Source organism: Paenibacillus sp. CF384, assembly GCF_900106745.1.
Classification (GTDB): Bacteria; Bacillota; Bacilli; order Paenibacillales; family Paenibacillaceae; genus Paenibacillus_Z.
In genome coordinates, this window is sequence record NZ_FNNV01000001.1 from 137,201 (window position 1) to 161,190 (window position 23,990).

The 23,990-nt window shown below is 49.1% G+C and carries 19 protein-coding genes; 18 read left to right on the forward strand and 1 reads right to left on the reverse strand.

What is annotated here, in order from left to right:
• Nucleotides 1-176: 176 nt before the first annotated feature.
• Complete coding sequence (locus BLW29_RS00625) at nucleotides 177-3,224, forward strand: Ig-like domain-containing protein (protein WP_143044333.1); 3,048 nt, start codon at nucleotides 177-179, stop codon at nucleotides 3,222-3,224.
• 46 nt (nucleotides 3,225-3,270) lie between these two features.
• Here BLW29_RS00625 and BLW29_RS00630 read toward each other — a convergent pair whose 3' ends face one another.
• Nucleotides 3,271-3,672 (reverse strand): VOC family protein, encoded by a 402-nt coding sequence (locus BLW29_RS00630; protein WP_090975404.1) that lies wholly within the window; start codon nucleotides 3,670-3,672, stop codon nucleotides 3,271-3,273.
• Nucleotides 3,673-3,811: 139 nt separating this feature from the next.
• Here BLW29_RS00630 and BLW29_RS00635 point away from each other — a divergent pair, with 139 nt between their 5' ends.
• The 17 genes from BLW29_RS00635 to BLW29_RS00715 all read left to right on the forward strand — a co-directional run bounded on the left by BLW29_RS00635 (nucleotide 3,812) and on the right by BLW29_RS00715 (nucleotide 23,907).
• Entirely contained in the window at nucleotides 3,812-4,363 is a 552-nt protein-coding gene (locus tag BLW29_RS00635; RefSeq protein WP_090975405.1) for a VanZ family protein, read from the forward strand.
• A 134-nt stretch (nucleotides 4,364-4,497) separates the two neighbouring features.
• Complete coding sequence (locus tag BLW29_RS00640; protein ID WP_090975406.1) at nucleotides 4,498-5,328, forward strand: vWA domain-containing protein; 831 nt, start codon at nucleotides 4,498-4,500, stop codon at nucleotides 5,326-5,328.
• Between the two features lie 12 nt (nucleotides 5,329-5,340).
• On the forward strand, nucleotides 5,341-6,114 hold the full coding sequence (locus BLW29_RS00645) for a hypothetical protein (RefSeq protein ID WP_090975407.1): 774 nt from the start codon (nucleotides 5,341-5,343) through the stop codon (nucleotides 6,112-6,114).
• 4 nt (nucleotides 6,115-6,118) lie between these two features.
• Nucleotides 6,119-8,239: a protein kinase family protein gene (locus BLW29_RS00650; RefSeq protein ID WP_090975408.1), complete on the forward strand. Its 2,121-nt coding sequence runs from the start codon at nucleotides 6,119-6,121 to the stop codon at nucleotides 8,237-8,239.
• Nucleotides 8,240-8,336: 97 nt separating this feature from the next.
• Nucleotides 8,337-9,896, forward strand: a complete 1,560-nt coding sequence (locus BLW29_RS00655; RefSeq protein WP_090975409.1) for a response regulator — start codon at nucleotides 8,337-8,339, stop codon at nucleotides 9,894-9,896.
• A gap of 5 nt (nucleotides 9,897-9,901) precedes the next feature.
• Entirely contained in the window at nucleotides 9,902-11,659 is a 1,758-nt protein-coding gene (locus BLW29_RS00660; protein WP_090975410.1) for a cache domain-containing sensor histidine kinase, read from the forward strand.
• A gap of 141 nt (nucleotides 11,660-11,800) precedes the next feature.
• Nucleotides 11,801-12,721, forward strand: a complete 921-nt coding sequence (locus BLW29_RS00665) for an ABC transporter permease (RefSeq protein ID WP_090975411.1) — start codon at nucleotides 11,801-11,803, stop codon at nucleotides 12,719-12,721.
• Nucleotides 12,715-13,575, forward strand: a complete 861-nt coding sequence (locus BLW29_RS00670; RefSeq protein WP_090975412.1) for a carbohydrate ABC transporter permease — start codon at nucleotides 12,715-12,717, stop codon at nucleotides 13,573-13,575. Before BLW29_RS00665 ends, BLW29_RS00670 begins: the two co-directional genes overlap by 7 nt.
• A 79-nt stretch (nucleotides 13,576-13,654) precedes the next feature.
• Nucleotides 13,655-15,202: an extracellular solute-binding protein gene (locus BLW29_RS00675; RefSeq protein WP_090975413.1), complete on the forward strand. Its 1,548-nt coding sequence runs from the start codon at nucleotides 13,655-13,657 to the stop codon at nucleotides 15,200-15,202.
• Between the two features lie 97 nt (nucleotides 15,203-15,299).
• The gene (locus tag BLW29_RS00680) at nucleotides 15,300-17,384 is read left to right on the forward strand and encodes a hypothetical protein (RefSeq protein ID WP_090975414.1); all 2,085 of its coding nucleotides are present in this window, start codon (nucleotides 15,300-15,302) and stop codon (nucleotides 17,382-17,384) included.
• Nucleotides 17,385-17,552: 168 nt separating this feature from the next.
• Nucleotides 17,553-18,296 carry an SDR family NAD(P)-dependent oxidoreductase gene (locus tag BLW29_RS00685; RefSeq protein ID WP_090975415.1) on the forward strand — a complete coding sequence of 248 codons (744 nt, stop codon included), beginning with the start codon at nucleotides 17,553-17,555 and terminating at the stop codon, nucleotides 18,294-18,296.
• A gap of 117 nt (nucleotides 18,297-18,413) precedes the next feature.
• Entirely contained in the window at nucleotides 18,414-19,043 is a 630-nt protein-coding gene (locus BLW29_RS00690) for a TetR/AcrR family transcriptional regulator (protein ID WP_090975416.1), read from the forward strand.
• Between the two features lie 313 nt (nucleotides 19,044-19,356).
• Nucleotides 19,357-19,785, forward strand: coding sequence for an organic hydroperoxide resistance protein (locus BLW29_RS00695; RefSeq protein ID WP_090975417.1), 429 nt, complete (start codon nucleotides 19,357-19,359; stop codon nucleotides 19,783-19,785).
• Nucleotides 19,786-19,826: 41 nt separating this feature from the next.
• Complete coding sequence (locus BLW29_RS00700; protein WP_090975418.1) at nucleotides 19,827-20,162, forward strand: thioredoxin family protein; 336 nt, start codon at nucleotides 19,827-19,829, stop codon at nucleotides 20,160-20,162.
• Between the two features lie 111 nt (nucleotides 20,163-20,273).
• Nucleotides 20,274-21,725: a spore germination protein gene (locus BLW29_RS00705; protein WP_090975419.1), complete on the forward strand. Its 1,452-nt coding sequence runs from the start codon at nucleotides 20,274-20,276 to the stop codon at nucleotides 21,723-21,725.
• A gap of 20 nt (nucleotides 21,726-21,745) precedes the next feature.
• Nucleotides 21,746-22,834 (forward strand): GerAB/ArcD/ProY family transporter, encoded by a 1,089-nt coding sequence (locus BLW29_RS00710; protein WP_177186415.1) that lies wholly within the window; start codon nucleotides 21,746-21,748, stop codon nucleotides 22,832-22,834.
• Nucleotides 22,831-23,907: a Ger(x)C family spore germination protein gene (locus BLW29_RS00715; protein WP_090975421.1), complete on the forward strand. Its 1,077-nt coding sequence runs from the start codon at nucleotides 22,831-22,833 to the stop codon at nucleotides 23,905-23,907. The genes BLW29_RS00710 and BLW29_RS00715 overlap by 4 nt, the downstream gene beginning before the upstream one ends.
• Nucleotides 23,908-23,990: the final 83 nt, after the last annotated feature.

Below are 23,990 nucleotides of genomic sequence, written 5' to 3' on the forward strand. Positions count from 1 at the left end.
ACTCATCATTAACTGGAATAATTTGAGAAGAATTGGATCGAGGAGCACAGAGCGATCCGAGGAGGGGGAGGTGTTCTAAGAGACTTTTCATGGTGTATTAGCCCGCTTTCCCATCTAAGACAACAGCGTGCTTGTCCTTGAAGAACTAACTAATTCATGGTGAAAGGTGTGGATTTATGCGTAGGCTTTCAGTTAAATTAGTTACTTTCATTTGCTTGCTCTCCTTACTAACTAGTTTATTACCTGCTGTTTCTTTCGGCGCGACCCAATCGTTCTTTGCTCCATCTGAGACATCCGGAAGCATCTCCGTCAAGCTGTATCCAATGGAAAATGTCACCTCGGGTCAAACGAAGCTGGTTACGTTCGGCGTGCCGTTCCCGAGAGGCTCCATAACGCCTGCGAATGTATCGAAAATTCGCGTGTTGAAAGGCGGCACTGAAATTCCCGCCTTCGTTGAAATGCAAACGCCATGGCGCAGCATAACGAATTCTTCTCTGGATGGGGCTTCCGTTCGCATTGCGCGCATTCAGATTCAGAATACGTTTACTTCCGTTTATCCGAATTCGGAGACGATTACGGTGGAATGGGGTCTGAATAACCGAAGCCAGAACATTCCGACGCTTACGAATCCGAGATCGGCATGGCATCAAGTCACAACGGGCACTTTCGCAGCGGCAGACAACGTTTACGAGCCTGATGTTTATGCGGTGCTGCCGAAAGACTTCCTTGCCAAAGGCGTGCTGAAAGGAACGCGAATGAACACGTTCGACAGCAGCATTACCGAGACGAGAGATAATCCGACCACGATGGATGCAACCGAGCATTGGCCGGGCTACACGGAGATGGAGCATGCGTTCAAGAACAACTTCTACATGCTCGTGAACGAGGATGATCCGGGCGTTATCGCAGGGGATTCCGGCTCCGGGTATAGGAGCGATTACAAAACCAATTACGATCCATGGCTCTATGACCGCGCGGCAACGATGTACACGCTATACATGCGAAGCGGCTCTCTGAAGTCATTGCGAGAGGCAGTGCGGCATACCGACTATTACAAAACAAAAATTTATCCGGCCACAACGACGCCTTCCAGGGCCGTCGGTCTATTCACGATCAAGAATCCCGATCCAAACGGCTGGCCAGGCGGCAACGGGGCGATGTACAGCTACGACGAGTCGATGGCCTATACGTACTGGCTGACCGGTGACAACGATATGCTGACCTACATTCCGCTGATCGTTCAAGCGCATGAGACGAATGACGAGCCGACACGGTGGGATCCGAGCCTCGGGACTTGGACCGAACGGCATACGGCTTTCCGGTTGCTCGCCAATCTGATCGCTTACGAAGTAACGGGCAACGCGACCTACAAGACGAATGTGCTCAATCAAACGGCTGATTTCATCTGGCATCAGAACGGAGCTGGCGGACTTATTCCGGCAAACCGTGTCGACGGCGGGCTCTATCATTATGGCAGCCAGCATGGCGACGGCGTGCCCGGCGATTTGATCGGTTCGACCTGGATGAGCGTGCTGACTCAAGATGCCATGGTCCGTGCTTACGCGTTTACGGAAGATACGAACATCGCTAATTTTGTGAAGCGTATGGGTACCTTCCTGAATAACGCTTCGCGTTCGGATGCTTACCACAGCTTCGATACTTATGTCGGCGCACTTCGTTATCCCGATTATATGGTGAAATACGACGGAACAACGGATGCGCTGGACGGCGGACGCGGAAGCGCAAGCGATCCGACCGGCGGTACAACGATCGAGCATGATCTCGAGGTGGGGAACGCGATCATGTGGGCCGATTACTTCGGTCAGCTGCTCGGCGGTTCGCCGAATACGACTTGGGAATCGACTGTAACGGACCTCTACAACGGTTACGATATCGGCGTCAATTTCTGGATTCGTCCAGCCGGTCCAACAGCTGGGAAAACGGCATACCGGATTACGCCAAACCGCAAGTGGGGCTGGGAGTTCCGCACAACCGGCAGCTTCACGTGGCTGGCGTCCCAACTGCTGTCCGGTTCCAGCCCCGGCGGCGATACGACGGCGCCAACGGTATCGATCACAGCGCCGACAAGCGGTCAAACGGTATCCGGCACAATCACGTTGTCGGCAAACGCAACGGATAATGTTGGCGTCGCAGGCGTGCAATTCAAGGTCGATGGTACCAATGTCGGTACAGAAGACACGTCTTCGCCATATTCGATTTCGTACAGCACGACGGGCTTAGCGGCTGGATCGCATTCGATTACGGCGGTAGCGCGCGATGCTGCGGGCAATACGACGACATCGTCCGCTGTGTCCGTGACGATAAGCGCGCCTGCCGATACGACGGCGCCGACGGTGTCGATTACAGCACCGACAAGCGGCCAGACGGTATCCGGCACGATTACGGTAACGGCAAACGCCTCGGATAACGTTGGCGTCGCAGGCGTGCAATTCAAAGTCGATGGCACCAATATCGGCACGGAAGACACGTCTTCGCCGTATTCGATTTCGTACAACACGACATCGCTTACGAACGGCTCCCATTCGATTACGGCGGTAGCGCGCGATGCTGCAGGTAATACGACGACATCGTCCTCGGTACCTGTTACCATATCGAATAGCGCCACGGGAACGGTCACCTTCCAGCAAGGAGTGAACAGTTACACCGGTGCGAAGGATGTGTCGCTCACCTCGCAATACAGCGGCAACGGCGGCAATATTATCAGCGGCACGTTGAAAGTATTCGATCAAACCAGTCAGACAACGCCGTATGAAATCGATTCGCTGCTGCGCTTCGATAGTATCTCGATTCCGGCCGGTAAAACGGTCGCATCGGCAAAGCTGACACTCAAGATGAACACTTGGGCGACCGGATTTACGATGGAGGGTCGTTACATGCAGACGGATTACGATCCGACCTATTCACTCATCGGATGGCAGAACCGAAAGTCCGGAGCGCAATGGGCGACGGCAGGAGCCAAAGGCAGCGGGACCGACTATGTAGCAGGCAAATCTTTTACGATCAACAGCTTCACCGCAACCGGCGATCAGGTGATCGATATTACCCTCGATCCGACGATCGTACAGGGCTGGCTAACCACGCCATCCACCAATCAGGGCGTTCTGCTGTATATCGATAATCCAACAAACATCGCGCTGGATATATACTCCGCGGAAGACGCCACGACGGCAAACCGTCCGAAGCTTTCGATCACATACCAGTAAATAATAAAAGGGCCAAGGAGTAATCTCCTTGGCCCTTTTATATTGCTTAGCGTTTCGGCATTTTGCTTTCGTCCATGTACAGCAGGTTCCAGCGATGACCGTCCAGATCGGCAAATCCTGCGCCGTACATCCAGCCGTCGATTTCACTCGGCTTGCCAAAGATGCTGCCTCCGGCAAACTCTACTTTCTGAATACAGGCATCGACTTCTTCTCTACTAGAAGCGCCGAGTGAGAATATGACTTCTGCGCTGCGGGAAGTATCCGCGATTGTGGAGCCTGTGAATTTCTCAAACGTCGCATCGGGGAACAGCAGTATCGTGGTTTGTCCAATGTCAAGCTTAGCTCTTTCATGACCATAATTCGTCGCCTGATATCCAATCGCATTGAAAAAGGCAGTTGACTTCTCGACATCTTTGACCGGCAGGTTAATCCAAATCTCCTGTGACATGGCTGTGGCCTCCTAGAATATAGTTCCAACTATTTCTACTATACGCTACTTCTCGCACCAGAAGCGAATGATATCTATCCATTATTCGCTCTAACTAGTTATAATAGTTGGGGACGATATCATCACAAAGGGAGCTATTATGAGCGTACGAGTAGGAATAAAGAAAGTTTTATTATATGGCGTCTTCACCGGGTACATCATTCTGTTGATCAAAATATTGTTCTTATCGAGAGTATCGATCTCAGAGCTGTTTAGCGGACAAAGAAGTGTAGTTCGATCTATCAATCTCATTCCTTTTCATAGTATAAATGAGTTCATATCGGGCAGCACGTCTCATATCCAACAGTTCGCTATGGGCAATGTGGTTGGCAATATCCTCATTTTTATTCCCCTTGGTGTCTACTTGGCCTTATTTAAGACCAACAAACGAATAATAAACAATGTATTGTTGATATTGATTGTGAGTGTAATGGTTGAAATCATTCAAGGGCTACTTGGGATTGGATCAGCAGATATTGATGATATCTTTCTCAATGGTTTAGGTGGATGGATGGGTATAGTAGTGTATAAGTCTTGTCTATTCCTACTGCGAGATGAGAAGAAAACGATAACTGTAGTCACAGTGCTATCTGCTATCGTCGGAATACCCGTAATCTATTATTTATTATTTATGATCAAAATGAGATTCTAATCAAATTGATCGTCATATGCAAAGACCGGCAGGTTCATCCTGCCGGTCTTTTTGCCCTTGCTGCTTATTATTGTCAATACTTTGTCCTCTCGCGAATAGGATTAAACATGTACCTATTCTGAGGGGTGAAAATCATGTATTCAGCAGAAATCAGCCGTTCGAATCCATCGTGTTTCTTGTTTATTATCGACCAATCCGGATCCATGTCCGATCCGTTCGGGGCAAGCACCAAGGCCGAGAGCGTCTCGGACGCCATTAACCGGTTATTGCAGAATCTCGTGATCAAGTGCGCGAAGTCGGAAGGAATACGCGATTATTATCATGTTGGCGTTATTGGTTATGGTGCCGGCGTCGGTCCGGCGTTTGGCGGCGTGTTGGCGGGTAAAGAAGTGGTGCCGATTAGCGAAATTGCTGATAACCCGTCCAAGCTGGATAAGCGTCTGAAGAAAGTGCCGGATGGGGCTGGCGGGCTGGTGGATCAGCTCGTCAAATTTCCGGTCTGGTTTGAGCCCGTAGCAAATGGCGGCACACCAATGTGCGAAGCGATGAGAACGGCTCATACCGTTCTGAGTCAATGGATCAGCGAGTACTCGCAATGTTTTCCGCCGGTTGTTATTCATATTACGGACGGTGAATCGACGGACGGCGATCCATCGCTTGAAATGGAGCAATTAAGAGCCTTATCGACGGACGATGGCAATGTACTGCTATTCAACCTGCACATATCCGATAATCCGAGCGCGGTGGAATTGCGCTTTCCGGAAACCGCGGATGAGCTCCCTGATGCGTATTCAAGGGTGCTCTACGAAGGTTCAAGTCCGCTGACGCCTTTCATGATCCGAGTCGCTACCCAGGAATACGATTTGCAGCTATCGGATGGCGCGAGAGGTTTCGTGCTCAATGCGGATTTGACACTAGTGATTCAGGCGCTTGATATCGGAACTCGCCCGGCCAATCTGCGATAAGGGCTGCTGAATATGCGAATTGATAGCGACTGTTATTCATTGCCGAAGGCGGGAAATCACAGCCATGAATATGAGGATGCCTCCCATAGCAGCACACATGTACAGAAGGAGACGACAGTCTCTCGATTCGCTATAGCAGATGGAGCGAGCGAGTCTTCATTTGCCGACCTATGGGCGAATTTGCTTACAAGCGGTTATTGCTATGGCAGAATCGACGGGTTGCACATCCATAAATCGGTTTCGCCATTATCGAAAGCCTGGCTGAAAAAAACCAGCGGCAAAAGCCTTCCCTGGTACGCGCAAGAGAAGCTCGGCAGCGGGGCATTTGCGACGTTAGCGGGGATCACGTTTCGGTATGCGAAGGATGCCGAGACCGTGGCATTTGACGCGATCGCAATCGGCGACAGCTGTATTTTCCATGTTCGGGGGGATACGTTGATCGCGTCATTTCCGCTGAGCAATGCCGATGATTTCAGTCGTCGACCTGTACTCATTTCCAGTAACGCAGCCAATAACGACCGGCTCAAATCATCCGTTCACGAATGGAGCGGTACCGCCGAAGCGGGAGACGCGTTCTGGCTGATGACCGATGCGCTAGCCTGCTGGCTGTTGACCCACTACATGGAAGATCGCGGCGTCATCAGACGTTTACAAGAGCTGGACGGTCATCGTGCTTTCGACCATCTCGTGCATGAAGAACGAAGGCGGCTATACCGTGAAGGCCATTTCTATCTAAGGAACGATGATGTTACGTTCATTCGACTAAATCTGGTTAAAGGGAAGTGAGGCGATGTACTGGCCCACTCCGCAAGATTATAGGGAAGCGATCCAGAATCCGCGAGTCTGCTTCAAGGATTCGGAGCTGCGGTCGGGACTCCCGGAAATGGATAAGTTCGGCCTGCCGCGTCCGATATCCGGAAGCTTCGCCAGCGTATACAGATTGAAGTGCGGGGAGCAAGAGTGGGCGATCAGGTGCTTTACCAACAATGTGAAGGATCAGAAGATTCGTTATGATGCCATCAGCTTGCATCTAAAGGCCAATCCTCTTCCTTATCTCGTTCCTTTCGAATACCTATCCGAAGGCATCAACATTAATGGCCAGTGGTTCCCGGTCGTGAAAATGCAGTGGGTGGAAGGAGAGTCGCTGCACGAATACATAGAGCGGAATTTACATCATGCCGACGTGCTGCAAGAACTCTCCGATAAATGGATCATCATGATCCGCGAGCTGCGTTCAGCGAACATCGGGCATGGCGACTTACAGCATGGAAATATAGTGATGAACAATGACGAAATCATTCTGATCGACTACGACGGGATGTATGTCCCTGCATTAAACGGCATGCCGAGTAACGAGCTCGGTCATCGCAACTATCAACACCCGGGTAGGAATGAAGGGCATTTCGGTTCCTTTATCGATCACTTCTCGGCATGGGTAGTCTGGTTATCAATTACTGCCGTTTGCGCCGATCCGACAATATGGCATTCGCTTAAAGCGGGAGAGGAAGATGAATGCCTCCTATTCCGACGAAATGACTTTGTGAATCCGGACGTATCTCTGGCGTTCGAGCAGTTGGAGCATATAGAAGACCATGCAGTACGCTCGACCGCTAACTCCCTTCGCGCATTCGCGAAAGTGGAAGTAGCACTGGTACCAAGCCTTCCTGATCCCGAATGGGAGTTGAAGTCTGCGGCAGACCCGTCTCCATCGGAACGTGCGTATTCCGGTGGAGCATCGTGGGTATTGGATCACATCGCCATCGAGCCACGTAATTTGTTGGCAACAACATCTGATGGGCTCTTGCCGGAGAGACTAATCTCCTGCTTGATCATAATCGGAGCAGCGTCAACAGCCGCAGTACTATACAGCAGCGCGCCTGCAGCAGCATTGTTCTATAGTGCGACAGTAGGCTTTGGAACGGAGATAGCTTATTTGTTCTGGCGTTTCCGGAAATCTCCTGTCGTTCGGGAAAAGACAGCCACGAATAAAAAAATAAACAAATTGGATCTTGAGCTAACTGAGCTGAGAAACGAACGGAACGAATGGATGGAAATCAAGCGCAACTTTATGATAATCGAGGAAGATTTAATGCAGGATTGCGTACAAAGGCTCGCGGAAGCAGAGAAAAGCGAGCTGCATGAAACGGAAGCGGTGGAAAAGGAACTTCTTATTCAGCTAAGCGGGTTGCTTGGTGAAAGACAAATGATCGACCACCAGGAGAAAACGGAATTGTCCGGTACGCTGGCTGCATTCCAGAAAACATGGATGGAAGAGCAACTTAGCAAGCACAAGATTAGCCAGGATAAAATACCGGAAATCGACGATGAGATGAAACGCCGGTTACGATCGAACAACATTCGGACGCCGGCTGATTATAAGGATATTACGATCAATCAGTCCTATGGCCGCAAGCATGTCGACAAGGTGTATTTGATTCTCACAAACGGCGGTTCCGTTCATGTAGGCATGAGCCGAGTTCAAGCGAAGGCGCTGATCGATTGGAAAAGAAAAATCGAGCGCAGGTATCGAACCAAAATCCCTGCAGCGCTTCCGCGCAGTGAAAGCTCCGCCATAGCGTTAAGGTATAAGGATCGGAAGTCCAACTTGAATGTTGCGGAACAAACCTATAGAACCGAGGCGCAGGATAAGGTGGATGCTATTAAACAGGGGCACCGTCCGGAGCTGGAGTCCTTAACGAAGGAAGTGGATGCTGCCAGAATCAGGCTAGCGAATGAGCTTTATCGACTTGATGGACAGATCGATGAACGAAATAAGTCCCATTCGTCCAAGCTTGCGGAGTACCGCGATCTAAATGAGCGAATCGCATCCTATAGGAACGTACACTTTATCAGCTTCGTTAAACAAGTATTTCGGTTTCGCAATAGTAACAACATGCATAGTCGTTCCTAAAAGCAGAAGCCGCTAACTGCGGCTTTTTTAATTGTAAGTAGATTGCTAGATTGCCAATGTGAGGGCGTATGAAACGACCTTTCGGGAGGGCTGCCGAATGAGTGATGATCTATTAACGATATTAATTGTTGATGATGAACTGCCAATTCGTCAGGAGCTTCGTTTATTTCCTTGGGAGAAGCATCATGCCGAATGGATTGGAGAAGCGGAGAACGGCGAGGAAGCGCTGCGGTTCTGCCGTTGCCTCACGCCGGATATCGTCATAACGGATATCACGATGCCGGTCATGAACGGCATCGAGCTGTTTCGATGCTTGAAGGCGGAGTTTCCGCAAATCCAAGTGATTCTACTTACCTGTCACTCCGATTTCGCCTATGCGAAGGAAGCGGTCAAGCTCGGTGCGGTGGAGTACCTTGTGAAAGTCACAATGGATGACTCTGATCTCGCACTAGCGATTGACCGGGCGAAGGAGAACGTTTATCGTGAGCAGTCGCTTCGGCATAGCGAGGCGGAACGACAACGCCGGAAGTGGTCCGAACAGCTGATGGTCATGACCCGGCAGACCGCCGGTGAGGACAAGCTGACAGCTTGGCTGCAATCTGCTTTCCAGGCTGCGCTTCCGTTACGGCTTGCCGCGATTCATGTGGAGACGAGAAAGGCAGGGCGTTTATTCGTTCAACAAACATGCGAAGAGTCGCTGACGACACTGGAGCGCCAGAAGCCGTTCACCTGGCTTCCGGCCGATAGCAGCAGCGGTATTTATGTGCTCCTATTCCGCGCGGAGGAGGGCAATCCGCGGGAAGTTCACCGCGAACTGGCAGAGATAACGAAGACGTTATATCAATCTCTCGACCTTAGGCTTCCTTACCTTAGCGATGCATACAAAATATATGGAGTCATAAGCGAACCAATTGAGAGAAGCTCGGATTTTGCAGCTATATATCGCGATGTTTGCGAGAGGCCAGTTGCGGTTTTCTATGATAACTCTAGTCGGGTATTTACTACTTTACCTAACAAGACTGCTCCACTTGACGATCAATCTGCCAATGAAATGTCGGTCAAGCTATACAAAGCACATAGGAACGGGGATCAGCTGGCGGCATTCATTCGGGGAGAATTTCATCACTGGGCGATGATCACAACCATCGTGCCGGAGGAGCTCAGGACATTCGTTGCCGATTGGCTGCGCGGCTGGCACCGGGAACAAGCGTCGCAAGACGGCAACAAGAGGAAGGTACATGGCCAAATCCTCGGTGCTGCTACTCTAGATGAGTTGGTGGAAGCTTTCATCCACGAAATCGAGTCGACGGACAAGATCAAGAAGTGCCGTAGAGAAATCACGGAAGCAAAGTCGTTTATCGAAGACAACCTCGACAAGCCGATCACGCTTAACACAGTATCGCGGGAGGTCGGTCTGAGCCCGCATTACTTGAGCAGGCTGTTTCGAGAAGAAACGGGCATTCCGTTCAACGATTTCGTAATCGGCAGAAGAATGGAGAAGGCGGCTGACTTACTGCAGCATACGTCGCTTCGAGTCTATGAGATTGCGCAGCAGGTTGGCATTCCTAGCTACCGTTATTTCTCCGCTGTATTTCGCGAACGAACCGGAGTGGCGCCAACCGAATTAAGAATGACAGACCCTAATGGCAAAGGATGATCTGAATGAAACGGATCTATCGCTGGTATAAGAGATGGAGCCTCGCGACCAGACAGTTTCTGTTTTTATTTATCGTCACGTTCGCTTTCTTTATTCTTCTGGCCTGGAACAACTACTACAAGGCAGCGGATTTGTTTAAGAATCAAATGGTATCGGACTCCGTGACGTTGATTGCACGCACGAACCAGTTTCTCGATACCTACCTGGACAATAGCCGGAATGTTCTATTGTTATTATCGACGGATGCCAACCTGCTGAGGGAAGGAGACAGCCGCCATATATCCGAATCGCTCCGATTCATTGTCGAGAACAATAGTGCGCTAGTGGAAACGCTGTATTTCGTTCGCAAGGATGGTCAAGTATTCGCCAGCTCCCAGCTCAACTACGATATTATCGGCAACCCGCAGCTGGACTCGATTGTTGGCATGTCTCTGAAGAGCTACGGTGCGGTGGTTGTCAGCCAGCCCTATGTATCTCCGCTCTCGGGTCAGACGGTGTCCATCTCCAGACCGGTAACCGACGACAACGGAGATAGTATAGGTGTCGCAGTCATCGAGCTCAATCTGGAAAATCTCAATCGCAAAATAAGCGAATATACCTCCAGCTCCTACCAGACGTTCGTCATCATGTCCGATACGGACAGCGTTGTAGCATTCGATCGCGATAACGGCATTCTGCCGCAGAAACCCGGCACTTATCACGAGGACCTCCCCGAAGCATTCGTCGGTAACCTCGCAAAGCTACCGGTAACGGCAAGTGAAATGAGCGGCCCGACCGGTAAGCTCGTAGTCGTCAAATCCGGACAGAATCGGCTTGGCTGGACACTGCTCGTGCTGATCAAGGACCGATACTTCTATCAGAACGTAATCCGCTTGTTCGACAATTACAAGGCGGCTGCCAGCATATGGTTCGTGGTTCTTCTATTCATGGCGTTTGCGATGTCTCGCTATATGACCAAATCGGTTCGAATGCTTGCAATCAAGATGGACCGCGTACACGACATGGGCGTCATCCCTAGTCTTGTCGTGAAGAGAGATGACGAGATCGGACGGCTGTCCCAAAGTTTCAACGCCATGATGGAGCGGATTCGCAATCTGCTGCAGGAAACCAAGCAAATGGAAGAGCGGAAGAAACTGTTGGAGCTGAAGGTGCTGCAGAGTCAGATTGCTCCACATTTTCTGTACAACACGCTGGCATGCATCGGAAGTTTGGCCAAGCAGCACCGGACGCAAGAAGTGAAGGAAACGATCAGAGCGCTAGTCGGCGTATTGTCGCTTAGCTTCGATAAAACATCTGAATTTATTACCGTCAAGGAAGAGCTGGAAGGACTGAACATGTATATGCAAATCCAGAAAATAAGGTATGGAGACAAATTCAGCTTTGTTCAGGAAATCGATCCGGAAGCGTTATCCTGCACCATACTGAAGCTCACCTTGCAGCCCATATTGGAAAATGCTGTTTTTCACGGGGTCGTCCCAAGCCATTTCGGGAATGGTCTCATTAGCGTGCGGGGATCCGTGAGGAATGGCAAACTGCGTTTTTTTATCCGCGATAACGGGGCTGGAATGGAGAAGTCGAAGCTCCGGAAGGCACTAGACGAGCAGATGGAAGAACCCAGCAGAGAACGTTCCTCAGGCATTGGGATGGCGAATGTCCATCATCGTCTGAGGCTTCATTATGGCGCTGCATACGGGCTAAGGATCGGCAGCGTGCCGAATGCGGGGACGGTCGTCTGCATTACGCTTCCCGCACTGCAACAATGATTAATTCGGAATGGCTTGAACCGAAATTGTCGGTTTTGTACTTCATTTCGCAAGATCACTGTATAGTTGGAAGGCTCGCAGCCTTGTTATACTTGGTTTGCGTAATTGAATGCGCTTACAGTAAGGAGCGAGGTGAACCCTATGAACCAGCAAACGGCAGCTTTTGGCAGAAATATTTGGCGATATAGAGCTTATTACTTGATGCTCTTGCCAGGCGTTATTTATTATATCGTCTTCAAATACGTTCCGATGTACGGCATCATTATCGCTTTCAAAGACTTCAACATTATGGATGGGATTTGGTCCAGCTCGTGGGCTAGCCCGTGGAACAAGCATTTCATCACCTTTTTTCATTCGCCCTATTTCTCGCAGCTGCTAACGAATACCTTTCTGATCAGCTTCTATAAATTACTCTTCGGGATGATTCCTCCCATAGTCATGGCGCTGCTGCTTAACGAATGTCGGGTACGATGGTTTCGATCGCTCATCCAAACCTTAACGTATATGCCGCATTTTCTGTCCTGGGTGATCATCTATGGCATTCTGCTGGCGCTTCTGTCCCAAAGCTCCGGATTGCTGAATCAATGGTTGAAAGATGCGGGAGGAACGGCAATTCCCTTCCTGACCTCAACGTCTTCCTTCCGAACCATCCTGGTGGGATCGGAGATTTGGCAAAATCTCGGCTGGGGAGCCATTATCTATCTCGCCGCTATCGCCGGCATCGATCCAACGCTATACGAGGCGGCTCGGGTGGACGGCGCAGGAAGATTGCGAATGATCTGGCACATTACGCTTCCCGGTATCCGAACCGTCGTCATTATGCTGTTGATATTGAAGCTGGGGCATATCCTTGATGCGGGATTCGAGCAAATTTATATCATGTACAACATCCAAGTCTACGCCGTCGCTGATATTCTCGATACCTGGGTGTTCCGGACCGGTCTGCAGCAGCTTAATTTCAGTTTGGCGTCGGCGGTTGGACTATTCAAGGCCGTGATTGGATTGGTTCTTGTACTGGGGTCGAACAAACTCGCGAAGCGGTGGGGAGAGGGCATATGGTAAGAAGCACGAACGACCGCATCGCCGATACCGTAGTTTTCGCCATTCTGCTCCTGTGCGGACTTGTCGCGGTATTCCCGCTACTGTACGTCCTATCCGTTTCGCTCACCCCGTTCAGTGAAGTGCTTAAGAATGGAGGCTTCATACTTGTACCCAGATCAATTACGTTTGGTGCCTACCACAAGCTGCTCACGGAGTCGAATATCCCTCGCGCCTTCGGGGTTACCGTACTGATTACCGTCATCGGCACGATACTCAATATGGTGATTACGGCGTTGATGGCGTTTCCGCTCAGCCGTAAACAGCTTCCGGGACGCAACTTCTTTCTGATGATGGTCGTCTTTACACTGCTCTTCAGCGGCGGAATCATACCGACTTATCTGGTCGTCAAGTCGATCGGGCTGCTAGATTCCATATGGGCTATGATACTGCCGAACCTGGTATGGAGCTTTAACGTGCTCATTATGAAAAGCTTCTACGAGTCGCTTCCTGAGGAACTGTTCGAATCTGCAAGAATGGACGGGGCCAAGGAATTCCGGATCTTGCTGCAGATCGTCATCCCGTTATCCGTACCGGTCACGCTGACCATCGGATTGTTCTATATGGTGGGTCACTGGAATGAATTTTTCCAAGCGATTATGTATGTGACCGATCGGACGCTGTTCCCCCTTCAAGTGGTTGTGCGCGAGATATTGATCCAAACCCAGCAGCCGCTGGAAAATGCCGATAACATGACACCGAGCGAGACGCTGCAAATGGCTTCCGTTATTCTGGCCAGTCTGCCCATTATTCTGGTGTATCCGTTCATGCAGAAGCATTTCACTAAAGGCATGCTGCTCGGCTCCGTCAAAGGTTGAAGCTCGGCACCCCGTTACTGCAGGAACGGGATTGACCGGTTTAACAATATAAGGGTATTAACGAAAGGGGTTCTAACCAATGAATCGAATGAAAGCTGTTGCCGTCACGCTGAGCAGCCTCGTGCTTGTATGCAGCTTACTTGCAGGCTGTTCATCGGGTAATTCCTCGAAAGCTTCGAATAAGAACAATTCCGAAGCATCTGGCGTAAGCACGGAGAATTCCGGTGAAACGAAAGGCTCGATTAAGCTCGATATCATCGAGACCGGTAACAATTTGCCGACTCCGGACAAGGATTTTATTAAACAGAATATTGATAAAGCAATTCAGGCAGACGTGAATTTAACCGTATATGCATCGGGCGATGATTATCAGAACCAGCTGAATGTTCGGCTCGCATCCGGAAATTTCCCTGATTTATTCCAAGTCTCGGATCGCGCCGCACTGAAGCAATTCGTAGATCAGGGGCTTGTGCTTGATTTGACCCCTTACATGGATAAACTGAAGCCCGTGAAGGATTTCATCGGCGACGAGAGCTTGAAGAAGACGACGATTAACGGTAAGGTGTTCGCCGTTCCGAAAGCGCCAAGCATACCTTATAACACGTATTGGATACGCAAAGATTGGCTCGATAAGCTCGGCCTTCAGCCGCCATCTACAATTGACGAATTTCTGAATGTAGTGAAGTCGTTCGCGGAGCAGGATCCGGATGGAAACGGCAAGAACGATACGCTCGGTCTTACCGGCAGCAAGCTTTCCGCGTTCGCCCCGATCTTCGGCGCATTCGGCGTTGGGGACCCGAACACGTTCTATGTCAAGGATGGGAAGCTGGGCAATTCGATGTATGACCCGGCAATGATAGAGGCACTCGGATTTATTAAGAAGCTGATTGACACCGGCGCCGTAGACCCGGAGATTATGGCCAATACCGGTCTTCAGCATCAGGAGAAGGCGATTAAAGGGCAAGCGGGCATCGTCTGGATCGATTGGCCGAACCTGAGCAAGGATCAGTTCACCGAGCAAATCAAGAAAGTAAATCCAAACGCGAATTGGATCCAGCTCGCACCTCCGAAAGGGCCGGGCGGACAGTTCGATGGACCGTACGATCTAGGCGGTACCACAGGGATTTATGCGATCCCCAAAGCGCTGGAGAACGACAAGGATAAACTGCAGAAAGTATTCGATCTGCTGAACTTCGTTTCCGGTAAAGAAGGATCGATGCTGGTGCAGTTCGGCATTAACGGAACGCATTACAAATTGGAAGGCGATAAGGTCACACCGACTGAGCTGATGGGCAAGGAAGCTGGATTTACTTGGCTGTACCAGTTTACCGGCCGTCCCGAATTAACGTATTTAGAGACGAAATTCGCGCCTCAGTCCACCTTCATCCAATTCGCCAACAGCCAGCCTCGATTACAAATTCTGAATGGATTTCTAACCAATCCGGAAGGGTACAATCCGGCGGATACGAGCCGATTCATCGATGAAGAATTCGTTAAATTCATCTATGGCAACAATCCGTTTACGAACTACAACAGCTTCCTTCAAACGCTTGAATCAAGCATGAACTTCAAAACGTACTTGGATGCATCGACCAAACAGCTGGAAGAGCTCGGTTACGGCAAATAAGATAAGAAGGTAAAGGCCAACTCATTGTTTGCAAGCGCTTCACAGGATTAATTTACCAACTCCACCCAGGCATTGACTACGAAGACGGAGGTAAATTATGAGCAAATGGTATAGAGGGTATCTTGGCGATGCTTATAAACTATTTCTCTTATTCCTGCTACTAGTACCGTACATCCCTGCCGCAAGAATTACACACGCGGAAGGGTTGAAGCTTTCGACCGGCAACTATTATTACAACCCTGCTCCGGATGCTGGCAATTCTCCCGACTACGGGGCAACCGGCTTAGTATCTTCAGAGGGAGGCAAACTTTTTGACGACCTCATGACGACCTATGCCGGTTGGATGGGAAACGCCACATCCAAAGGAACGGTCCAAGTGGTGTTTGACCTCCTGAAGGACTACCCGCTGGAGAGCATAACGATTGTATTGAATTCGCCCAACAGCTATTGGGGTTATAAACAATTCACGGTGAAATACCGACCCGAAGCTACGACGGACTATTATTATATTGCAGGCAAGCATGTCCGATCCGGAACCGCCTTGAACGATTCGGTTACCATCCCGATGAACAACAAGACGGCCAGATATATCGTCATCGATATTAAGCGTTCCAATGCTTATCAGCATATCCCGCTTACGGAAGTGCAAATAATTCGAGGTACAGGAGATGAAGGGCAGCAGCCTGCACCTGCCTTAACCATCGAGCAGATGCAAGCCGAGCTGAAGAAAGACGCTTTGATGGTGGATAAATACGGACAATGGATCTATGATACGTGGGCCGGAAAGGTTGAAACGGACGCTCAATTAAAGTCGGATTATGCGAATGAGGCGAAAGCGCTGGCGAACGTTTCGCTTGACCGCAGACAATATGATCCATTCGGCGGGATCAAGAGCGGAGGCCAGCAAGCAGCTACCGGATTTTTTCGACTTGAACAAATCGATCATAAATGGTGGTTTATCACGCCTGCAGGCTACAAGTTCATTCTAAAAGGCGTGGATGCGGCCAGCATATGGGAATGGGGATACGGAACGCCTTATCAGCGCAGCGACGGCACGCCTCGCCAGGTCTTCGAGGAACTTCCGGATCCGAACGATTATGCGCCTGCTTACGCCAGTGACTTAAATGGTGAAAGAGTCAGCTTTGTCATCGCCAACATCATGAGAAAATACGGCAGAAACTATGAGCCCAAGTGGGAGGAAGTCACGAAGAAGCGAATGATCGATTGGGGCTTTAATGCCTTTAGCAAGTGGACCCGACCTAACCATGTCACATTTCCTTATATACAGGTATTGCAAGATCCGATGAATTTAGAAAGAATTCAATGGACCTACGATGTGTTCGATCCGCAAGCGAAGTCCATTATCGAGAACGCTCTGAGCCCGCAGCTTAGAGAAGCGAAGAACGACAGGTGGTTGATTGGCTACACTTACGATAATGAAGCGGGTTGGTCGACCGATATCGTCAAAGAGATTTTGACCTATGACTCGACTTCTGCGGCTAAGCGAGCTTTCGTGGATTTTCTTGCCCCTCGCTACAACAATGATCTTGCTGTCATGAATCAGCTTCTGGGTACGAACGCTGAATCCTTGGACGCCTTGATGAATACGTCGATCGCAATCGCGAAAGTTCCGACGGTCGATGTATCGGACTATATCAAGCTGGCATCCAAAACGTACTTCAGCACAATCCGTTCGATTATTGAGAAATACGATCCGAACCATTTGTTCCTAGGCTCGTCAATCGTTTCTACTTGGCGGACCAGTCTGGAATGGGATTCGGCAGCCATGGAATTCGTCGATGCTTTCTCTGTCGATATGTATGCGAAGGACACAAGTTGGCTTGCCCGATACGAGGCATACGGTAAACCGCTGCTAAATCTGGAGTTTACATTCAGTACGAGTGAGCGCGGGTTATCGCCAGTCAATTCAGCTACAACAACGGCTAGCATAGCCGACAGAGGTGCGGCTTTCCAAGCCTTTATCGAGAAGCAAGCAGCTCATCCGCTGTTTGTCGGCTCGGGGTGGTTTGGGTATTTCGATCAGGCAGTGACCGGACGCAAAGACGGCGAGAATTTCAATACCGGCTTGGTAAACCAGCAGGATCAGCCTTATACGGAAATGGTCAATTTGATGAAGAGCGTCAATGCAGAGTTGGAATCGATTCATGAGGATGGGGGATAGGATTTCGCAGGAATATCAAGCTCGAGATGCATATGTCTCGAGCTTTTTGGTTTCCCGTAACCGAACAAGAAGGCTTTTTTTGGAGTTGACAATCCAAAATCAAATTGTTAGTATGAGCTCTGAAGATTGGAGTGAACACTCCATAAAACTGAAAGGGGATAGGACAACATGAATGCAACTCAAACTACAGCACTTATTACCGGAGGAACCAGCGGTATTGGGCGAGCAATTGCGAATCAGCTTGCTGCACAAGGCATCCACGTCGTGGTTGCGGGGCGTAATGTGGATCGTGGAGAGCAGACAGTTGAGGCAATCCGCGCAGCGGGAGGACACGCAGATTATGTACAGACGGATCTTCGTGACGCATCAAGCGCAAGAAGCCTAGCGAAACGAGCAATTGAACTGGGCAGCGGCCGAGTCGACATTCTTATCAACAATGCAGGAGTATTCCCGTTCGGACCGACGCATGAAACAATGGAAGATGATTTTGATCTCGTATACGCTCTGAATGTCAAAGCACCTTATTTTCTAGTTGCAGAACTGGCGCCGCTGATGGCGAAAAGCGGCAAGGGGGCTATCGTCAACATATCGACGATGCTCGCCGACTATGGAATGACCGGTATGAGCCTTTACGGTTCGAGCAAAGCAGCAATTAACCTGCTTACCAAAGCATGGGCGGCCGAATACGGCCCAAGCGGTATCCGTGTCAATACCGTCAGCCCTGGACCTACGCGCACGGAAGGAACAGAAGCAATGGGCGAAGGTCTTGATCAGCTTGCTGCTCAAGCGCCGGCAGGCCGTCCTGCTTCAGCGGATGAAATTGCTGAGGCTGTCGTCTTCCTCGCGACCGATCGTGCCAGCTTCATTCATGGCGCAAACCTAGCCGTAGATGGTGGACAAACCGCAGTTTAATTATTGACAATCACACCGTTTTTATTAGAGTAAAACCGAACCAGGTCTGATTCGAAACTCATCGTATCCTAACGTTTATTAATGGATTGCATAATCCAATTTTGGTATACTACATGCATGGAAAATATAATGGATGTCCAGACGCCAAAGCAGCGGCTCACTAAGAAGGGAAAAGAAACTCGCGCGCGTATCGTCGCCGCCGCAGCCAAATTAATGTTTGATCGCGGGGTTGCCGGCACAAGCGTGGAAGATGTGCAGCGGGAGGCTAAGGTCAGCTCCTCCCAGTTGTACCACTATTTCAAGGAGAAACGCGATCTTGTATTAGCAGTCATTGTGTATCAAACCGAACAAGTTCTTGACGCTCAGGAGCCTCTGCTAAGCCATTTGGATAGCATGGAGTCGCTTCGGATGTGGCGCGATGCCATCGTGAAGCTTCAGATTGAACGGCAATTCCAAGGGGGCTGTTCAATTGGCTCTCTTGCGAGTGCGCTGGCGGATACAGATCCGGCAGCGCGCAGCGAACTCGTTGCCGGCTTTATGCAGTGGGAGCTCGCTATTCGAAAAGGACTTCGCGCTATGTATGATCGGGGAGAGCTGAGAGCCGATGCGGACCCGAATCATCTCGCGCTGTCGCTGCTAACTGCGCTTCAGGGAGGCCTTCTTCTTACTCAGGTTCGCAAGGAGACGAGTCCGCTAGAAGCTGTATTGGATGCCATGCTTGCGCATATCCGCACATTCATCGTCTAATAGTGTTACTTTAAAGCCGCAAATTTTGCGGCTTTTTTGTTGTGCTCAAAAATTGCACACCTATCTATAAAATAGCTTGACTCCTCATAAAAGGCATGATAATATAACTCATGTAACCAGCAATAATAATGTTAGATGGTTACAAAAAACGTTCGGCAAAGGAGGACGGATGAGAACGCAGACGGCCGAACATGGATGGAATGAACGCCCGGTTAACGAGGTCAATCGTGATGAATACAAACAACACAAGGATATTATTATCGTTTATAAACACAAATACACAATTAGATATTGAATAGGAGCGAATACAATTATGAATATTATCGAAAAGAAACTATATACAGCTACTGTTAACGTTCAAGGTGGAAGAGATGGGAAAGCAGTTTCCAGCGATGAGAATTTAAATGTGGATTTGCGATATCCGAAGGAATTAGGCGGTAACGGAGAGGGAACGAATCCGGAGCAATTGTTCGCGGCGGGATTCGCGGCTTGCTTTGAAGGCGCGATGGGATCTGTCCTTCGTTCGAAGAAAATCAAGTCGGATGGCATTTCCATTAATTCTAGCGTCACGCTGGGCAAGGATGCGAATGAGGGCTATGCGCTTGCTGTAACGCTGGACATTACGCTTAAAGGCGTAGAGCGCAGCATTGCGCAAGAAATCGTCGATGAGGCGCATAAGGTTTGTCCTTACGCGAGAGCGACCAAAGGCAATATTGAAGTGATCTCGAACGTAATCGGTTAAGGCTTATGAAGGCACTTCCAATTATTTAAGGAGGTCATAAGGTGGAGATCCATGCATTATTCAAAGATACGTTTCAGGAACAAATAAGTCATGGCATCACATTGGTAGACTTCTACACGCCAGGAAACAACGCTTGTCTAGAGCAGCTTAACATTGATCATAGCCTGGCACAGGAAGTCAGATATCAAGCTGCTGTAGCCAAAGTTAATATAGATCAGGAGCAAGAACTTGCAGCTGAATACAATGTATCGAGCGGGCCAACCTTATTGTTGTTCAAAGATGGTTATAAAGTGGAAACTTTAGTCGGACTACAAAGTAAAGAGGTTTTGCAGAAGTACATCATCAGCTATGCAACAATGAGCGACTCTTGCGTTTGACGGTTCTTAACGGCAGCCATACAGGCTGCCGTTTTTTGCATAATTTAGGTAGCGTGGAGAGACAATAGTGTAACTTTGAGATATTGAAATGTAGGAGAAGAGTGATTAGAAATGACTGCGGTCCCTCGACAATGGAAGGAGCTTCGTGAATCATCGGATTTCGTATGCTATGAACATCCAACGAACGATGAGTCTTTTTTCATCGGCTATTTTCATTCCCTCTTGGAACCGAACGTTCTGCACGATCATATCCTCGGTCCACTGAGCAACGATTCGAATCAGACTTTCAATGAGTTATATCGTGCGATTCCGGTTGGGGAGAAAGAAATAAGCGACGATTGGGCTACGATTCAAGGCAAGCTTCTGCGTGGATATGTCGTCATTCAATACGGTCTGCAATCGGATCAATGCATGGTGGTCAATGCCGCCACAGCCAAGGGACGAAGCATCTCAACGCCCGAGATCGAATTTACGGTGGAAGGGCCCAAAGAAGCTTTTGTAGAGGCATTAAACATGAATCTCAATTTGATTCGTAAGCGAGTGCCCTATCCCGAGCTGCGCGTGAAGGAGTTTGAAGTGGGGGAAATATCAAAGGCCAGAGTAGCGGTATGTTACATAAAGGGGTTAACGAACGAACAATATTTGAATACGTGCATCCAGCGCATAACGGATGTTCAATTCGATCAAATCACGAATATCACAGTCCTTCAACAAATGATTGAGGATAATTCCAACTCCATCTTCCCGCTGACGATCGGAACCGAAAGGCCTGATTATGCGGCTTGGGCACTTTCTTCCGGGCAAATTTGCGTGTTGATGGACGGTTCCCCGATCGCGGTATTTGCACCGGTCAATCTGGGGTATTTTTTTATCACCTTCGAAGACTATTATTTGCCGTGGATCGTCGGCTCGATTTTACGGGTCATTCGCATGTCCTCCGTGCTGTTTTCCGTGTATTCCTCCTCCTTGTATATAGCCGTTATGACTTATCACGGTCAGGGCATTTCGAACGTATTTTTGCCCACAATCGTAACTTCCAGGATGAATGTTCCTTTCCCGCCTTTCGTGGAAGTGCTCATTCTGGAGCTTGTCATTGAACTGCTTCGGGAAGCAGGCGCCAGATTGCCAACCAAAATTGGGCAAACCATCGGTATTGTCGGAGGTATCGTACTCGGTACTGCAGCCGTCGAGGCTGCGCTGACAAGCAACTTTTTATTGATTATCGTAGCGTTGTCAGCGCTGGCATCCTTTACTACCCCAATCTTTCGAATGAGCGCCACCATACGACTTCTTCGGTTTCCATTTATCATAGCCGCTCAACTAGGTGGGCTGCTTGGCATTTTCATTTGCACCATTGCTATTTTTGCGCATTTGCTTCGTCTGACTTCACTCGGCATGCCTTATCTCGTTCCGTTTTATCCCTTCCGCGCTACGGATGCGTATGACACCGTGATACGGCCTTCCTACTCTAGGTTTCATCATCGCTTGAGCTACTTTAGGTCGCAAAGACCGGTACGATTTAGTAAAGAACAAGCAAAGAGGAAAAAAGACATCGACGAATGAGTGGCTGGAGGAATGCGAGGATGACGGCAATGGAACAAGCGCGCTTGACAGTATCGCCTTATCTGGTTTTTCCTTTGGTTCATTCGATGCAATTCGGCTCCGAATATCTCGACATGTCCATTAAACCGATCCAATTCGCCGGCAATGACACATGGATTTCCGTCCTTATTTGCGGGCTGTTTTTTCATATCATCATTTGGATGATTTATGGCATTCTTAACGGCAACAAGACGGATCTGCTCCAAATTCACCAACGATTTTTCGGCAAATTCGTGGGGAGAGGGCTAAACATGATATTCATCGTTTACTTCTTGCTCCATGCAAGCTTGTTAATAAGACTGTTTATCGAAATCGTGCAAGTGTGGCTGTTCCCCGAGCTCGCGACATGGCTGCTCGCGTTGGTGCTGCTTTTGCTTGTTTATTATATCGTTTCAGGCGGTTTCCGGGTGATCGTAGGCATCTGCTTTTTGAGCTTATTGAGGCATCTATTAATCTTGGCCATGCTTTTCACGGCCGGGTATTTTCATTTCAATAATTTGTCGCCTGTCATGGATCATTCGTTGAACGAGCTGCTCTTGGCGACCAAGGAGCTGACATTCCCCTATGTAGGCGTAGAGATGCTATTCTTTGTGTATACGTTCATCAAGACGCCAGAAAAGTCGCATAAATGGGCACAATTGGCGAATCTTATTACGACTTTATCTTATCTTGTCGTTGTTCTGTTTTCCTTGTTATTGTTCAAATTCGAACAATTATCCAATCAATTATGGCCGCAATTGACCAAATATAAATTCGTGAAGTTCCCCTTTATCGAGCGGTTCGAATTCGTCGGCGCTTCTGCGCAGATATTTTGGGTGATTCCGATCATATGCCTATGTTTGTGGGCTTCGAGCAGGGCGGTTAAAGTCATGTTTTCCGTTAAGCAAAGGACGGTCCTGCCGATTTGTTTGGTTGTCGTATTTGCCGCCGTAAGCATGATTGCAGGCCGCAATCAAGTTGAAGCACTTCAAGCCCTGTTAGCCCAAATCGGCTTTTACATGATATTTGCTTACATCCCGTTTATGTATCTGGTCGATATGGTCAGAGTGAAAGTGAAGGGAACCATATGAGTCGTTTATTCCTGTCGCTAGCGGTGATCTGCTTCCTGTTAACGGGGTGCGCGACTCAACAAATCCTAGACAGAGTTACCCTATTCATCGTCTGTGCCTTCGATGAAGCGCAGAACGATCAAATCGAAATTACAATAGCGACGACCAGGTTTCAGAGCGGAAAGCCCGGCTCGATCTCCAATCAATTGCTCTCGAAGGTCGGCTATACAAGCGTAGGGATTAGGGAGTTATTGGACACGCGATTGGACCGACCCCTCAATTCGGGTAAGCTTTCCGTGGTCTTAATCGGAGCAGAGCTTGCGGCAAAGGGACTTAGAAACGAATTGGATATGGTTTTACGCGACGCGCAAGCTTCTCGAAGGATGTATTTGGCTGTAGTTGACGGAAGAGCCCAAGAAGTACTGAGGAAGAATTTCAGCTCGGATCAAGAAAAAGGGTTGTACTTGTTTAATTTGCTCGATATGAACGAACGTGCGAATCTGGTTCCCAAACAAAATCTGCACGAGTTCGGCTATGCCTTTCTGGGTAAAGGGATGGATCCTCTATTGCCCATGCTTAGAGCACAGGAAGATCAAATTTACATTGCCGGCCTGGCTTTGTTCAAGGATGACAAATATGTAATGAAGCTGAACGATAAGCAGATGAGGGTCTTAAAACTGCTCAAAGAAAATGTAAAACGCGGTGCAATTGAAACCAAGCTGAGCAATGGATCTCACGTTGCAGCCGAAGTTATTGGCACAAAAGTGCGCTATCGGATCGAGAAAGATAAAGTAGGTTCGTACATATCGTTAAACCTTCATTTGCCAGCCCGGATTGTCGATTCAAGGTCGGTGACCTTGAATCGATCCATGATTGAGCAAATCGAAGCCAGTTTCGAACAAGATCTCGCCGTTTCGGGAAAGGATCTTATTCATAGGTTCCAGAAAGAAGGAATCGACCCGCTCGGTTTGGGGGATTTCGTCAGGAGCAAAACGAGAAATTGGAACGAAGAGAAGTGGTATAGAGAGTATGGCTCATTAAACGTACAGGTGAATGTAAAGATGGATATTGAAGAGACCGGAATCACGAAGTGAAGCTGCCGATTAGGCGGCTTTTTCTAGGCTTGCTTTTAAATGCTATAGCATATAAAATGAGTGATACGGCGCTTGATGTTAAA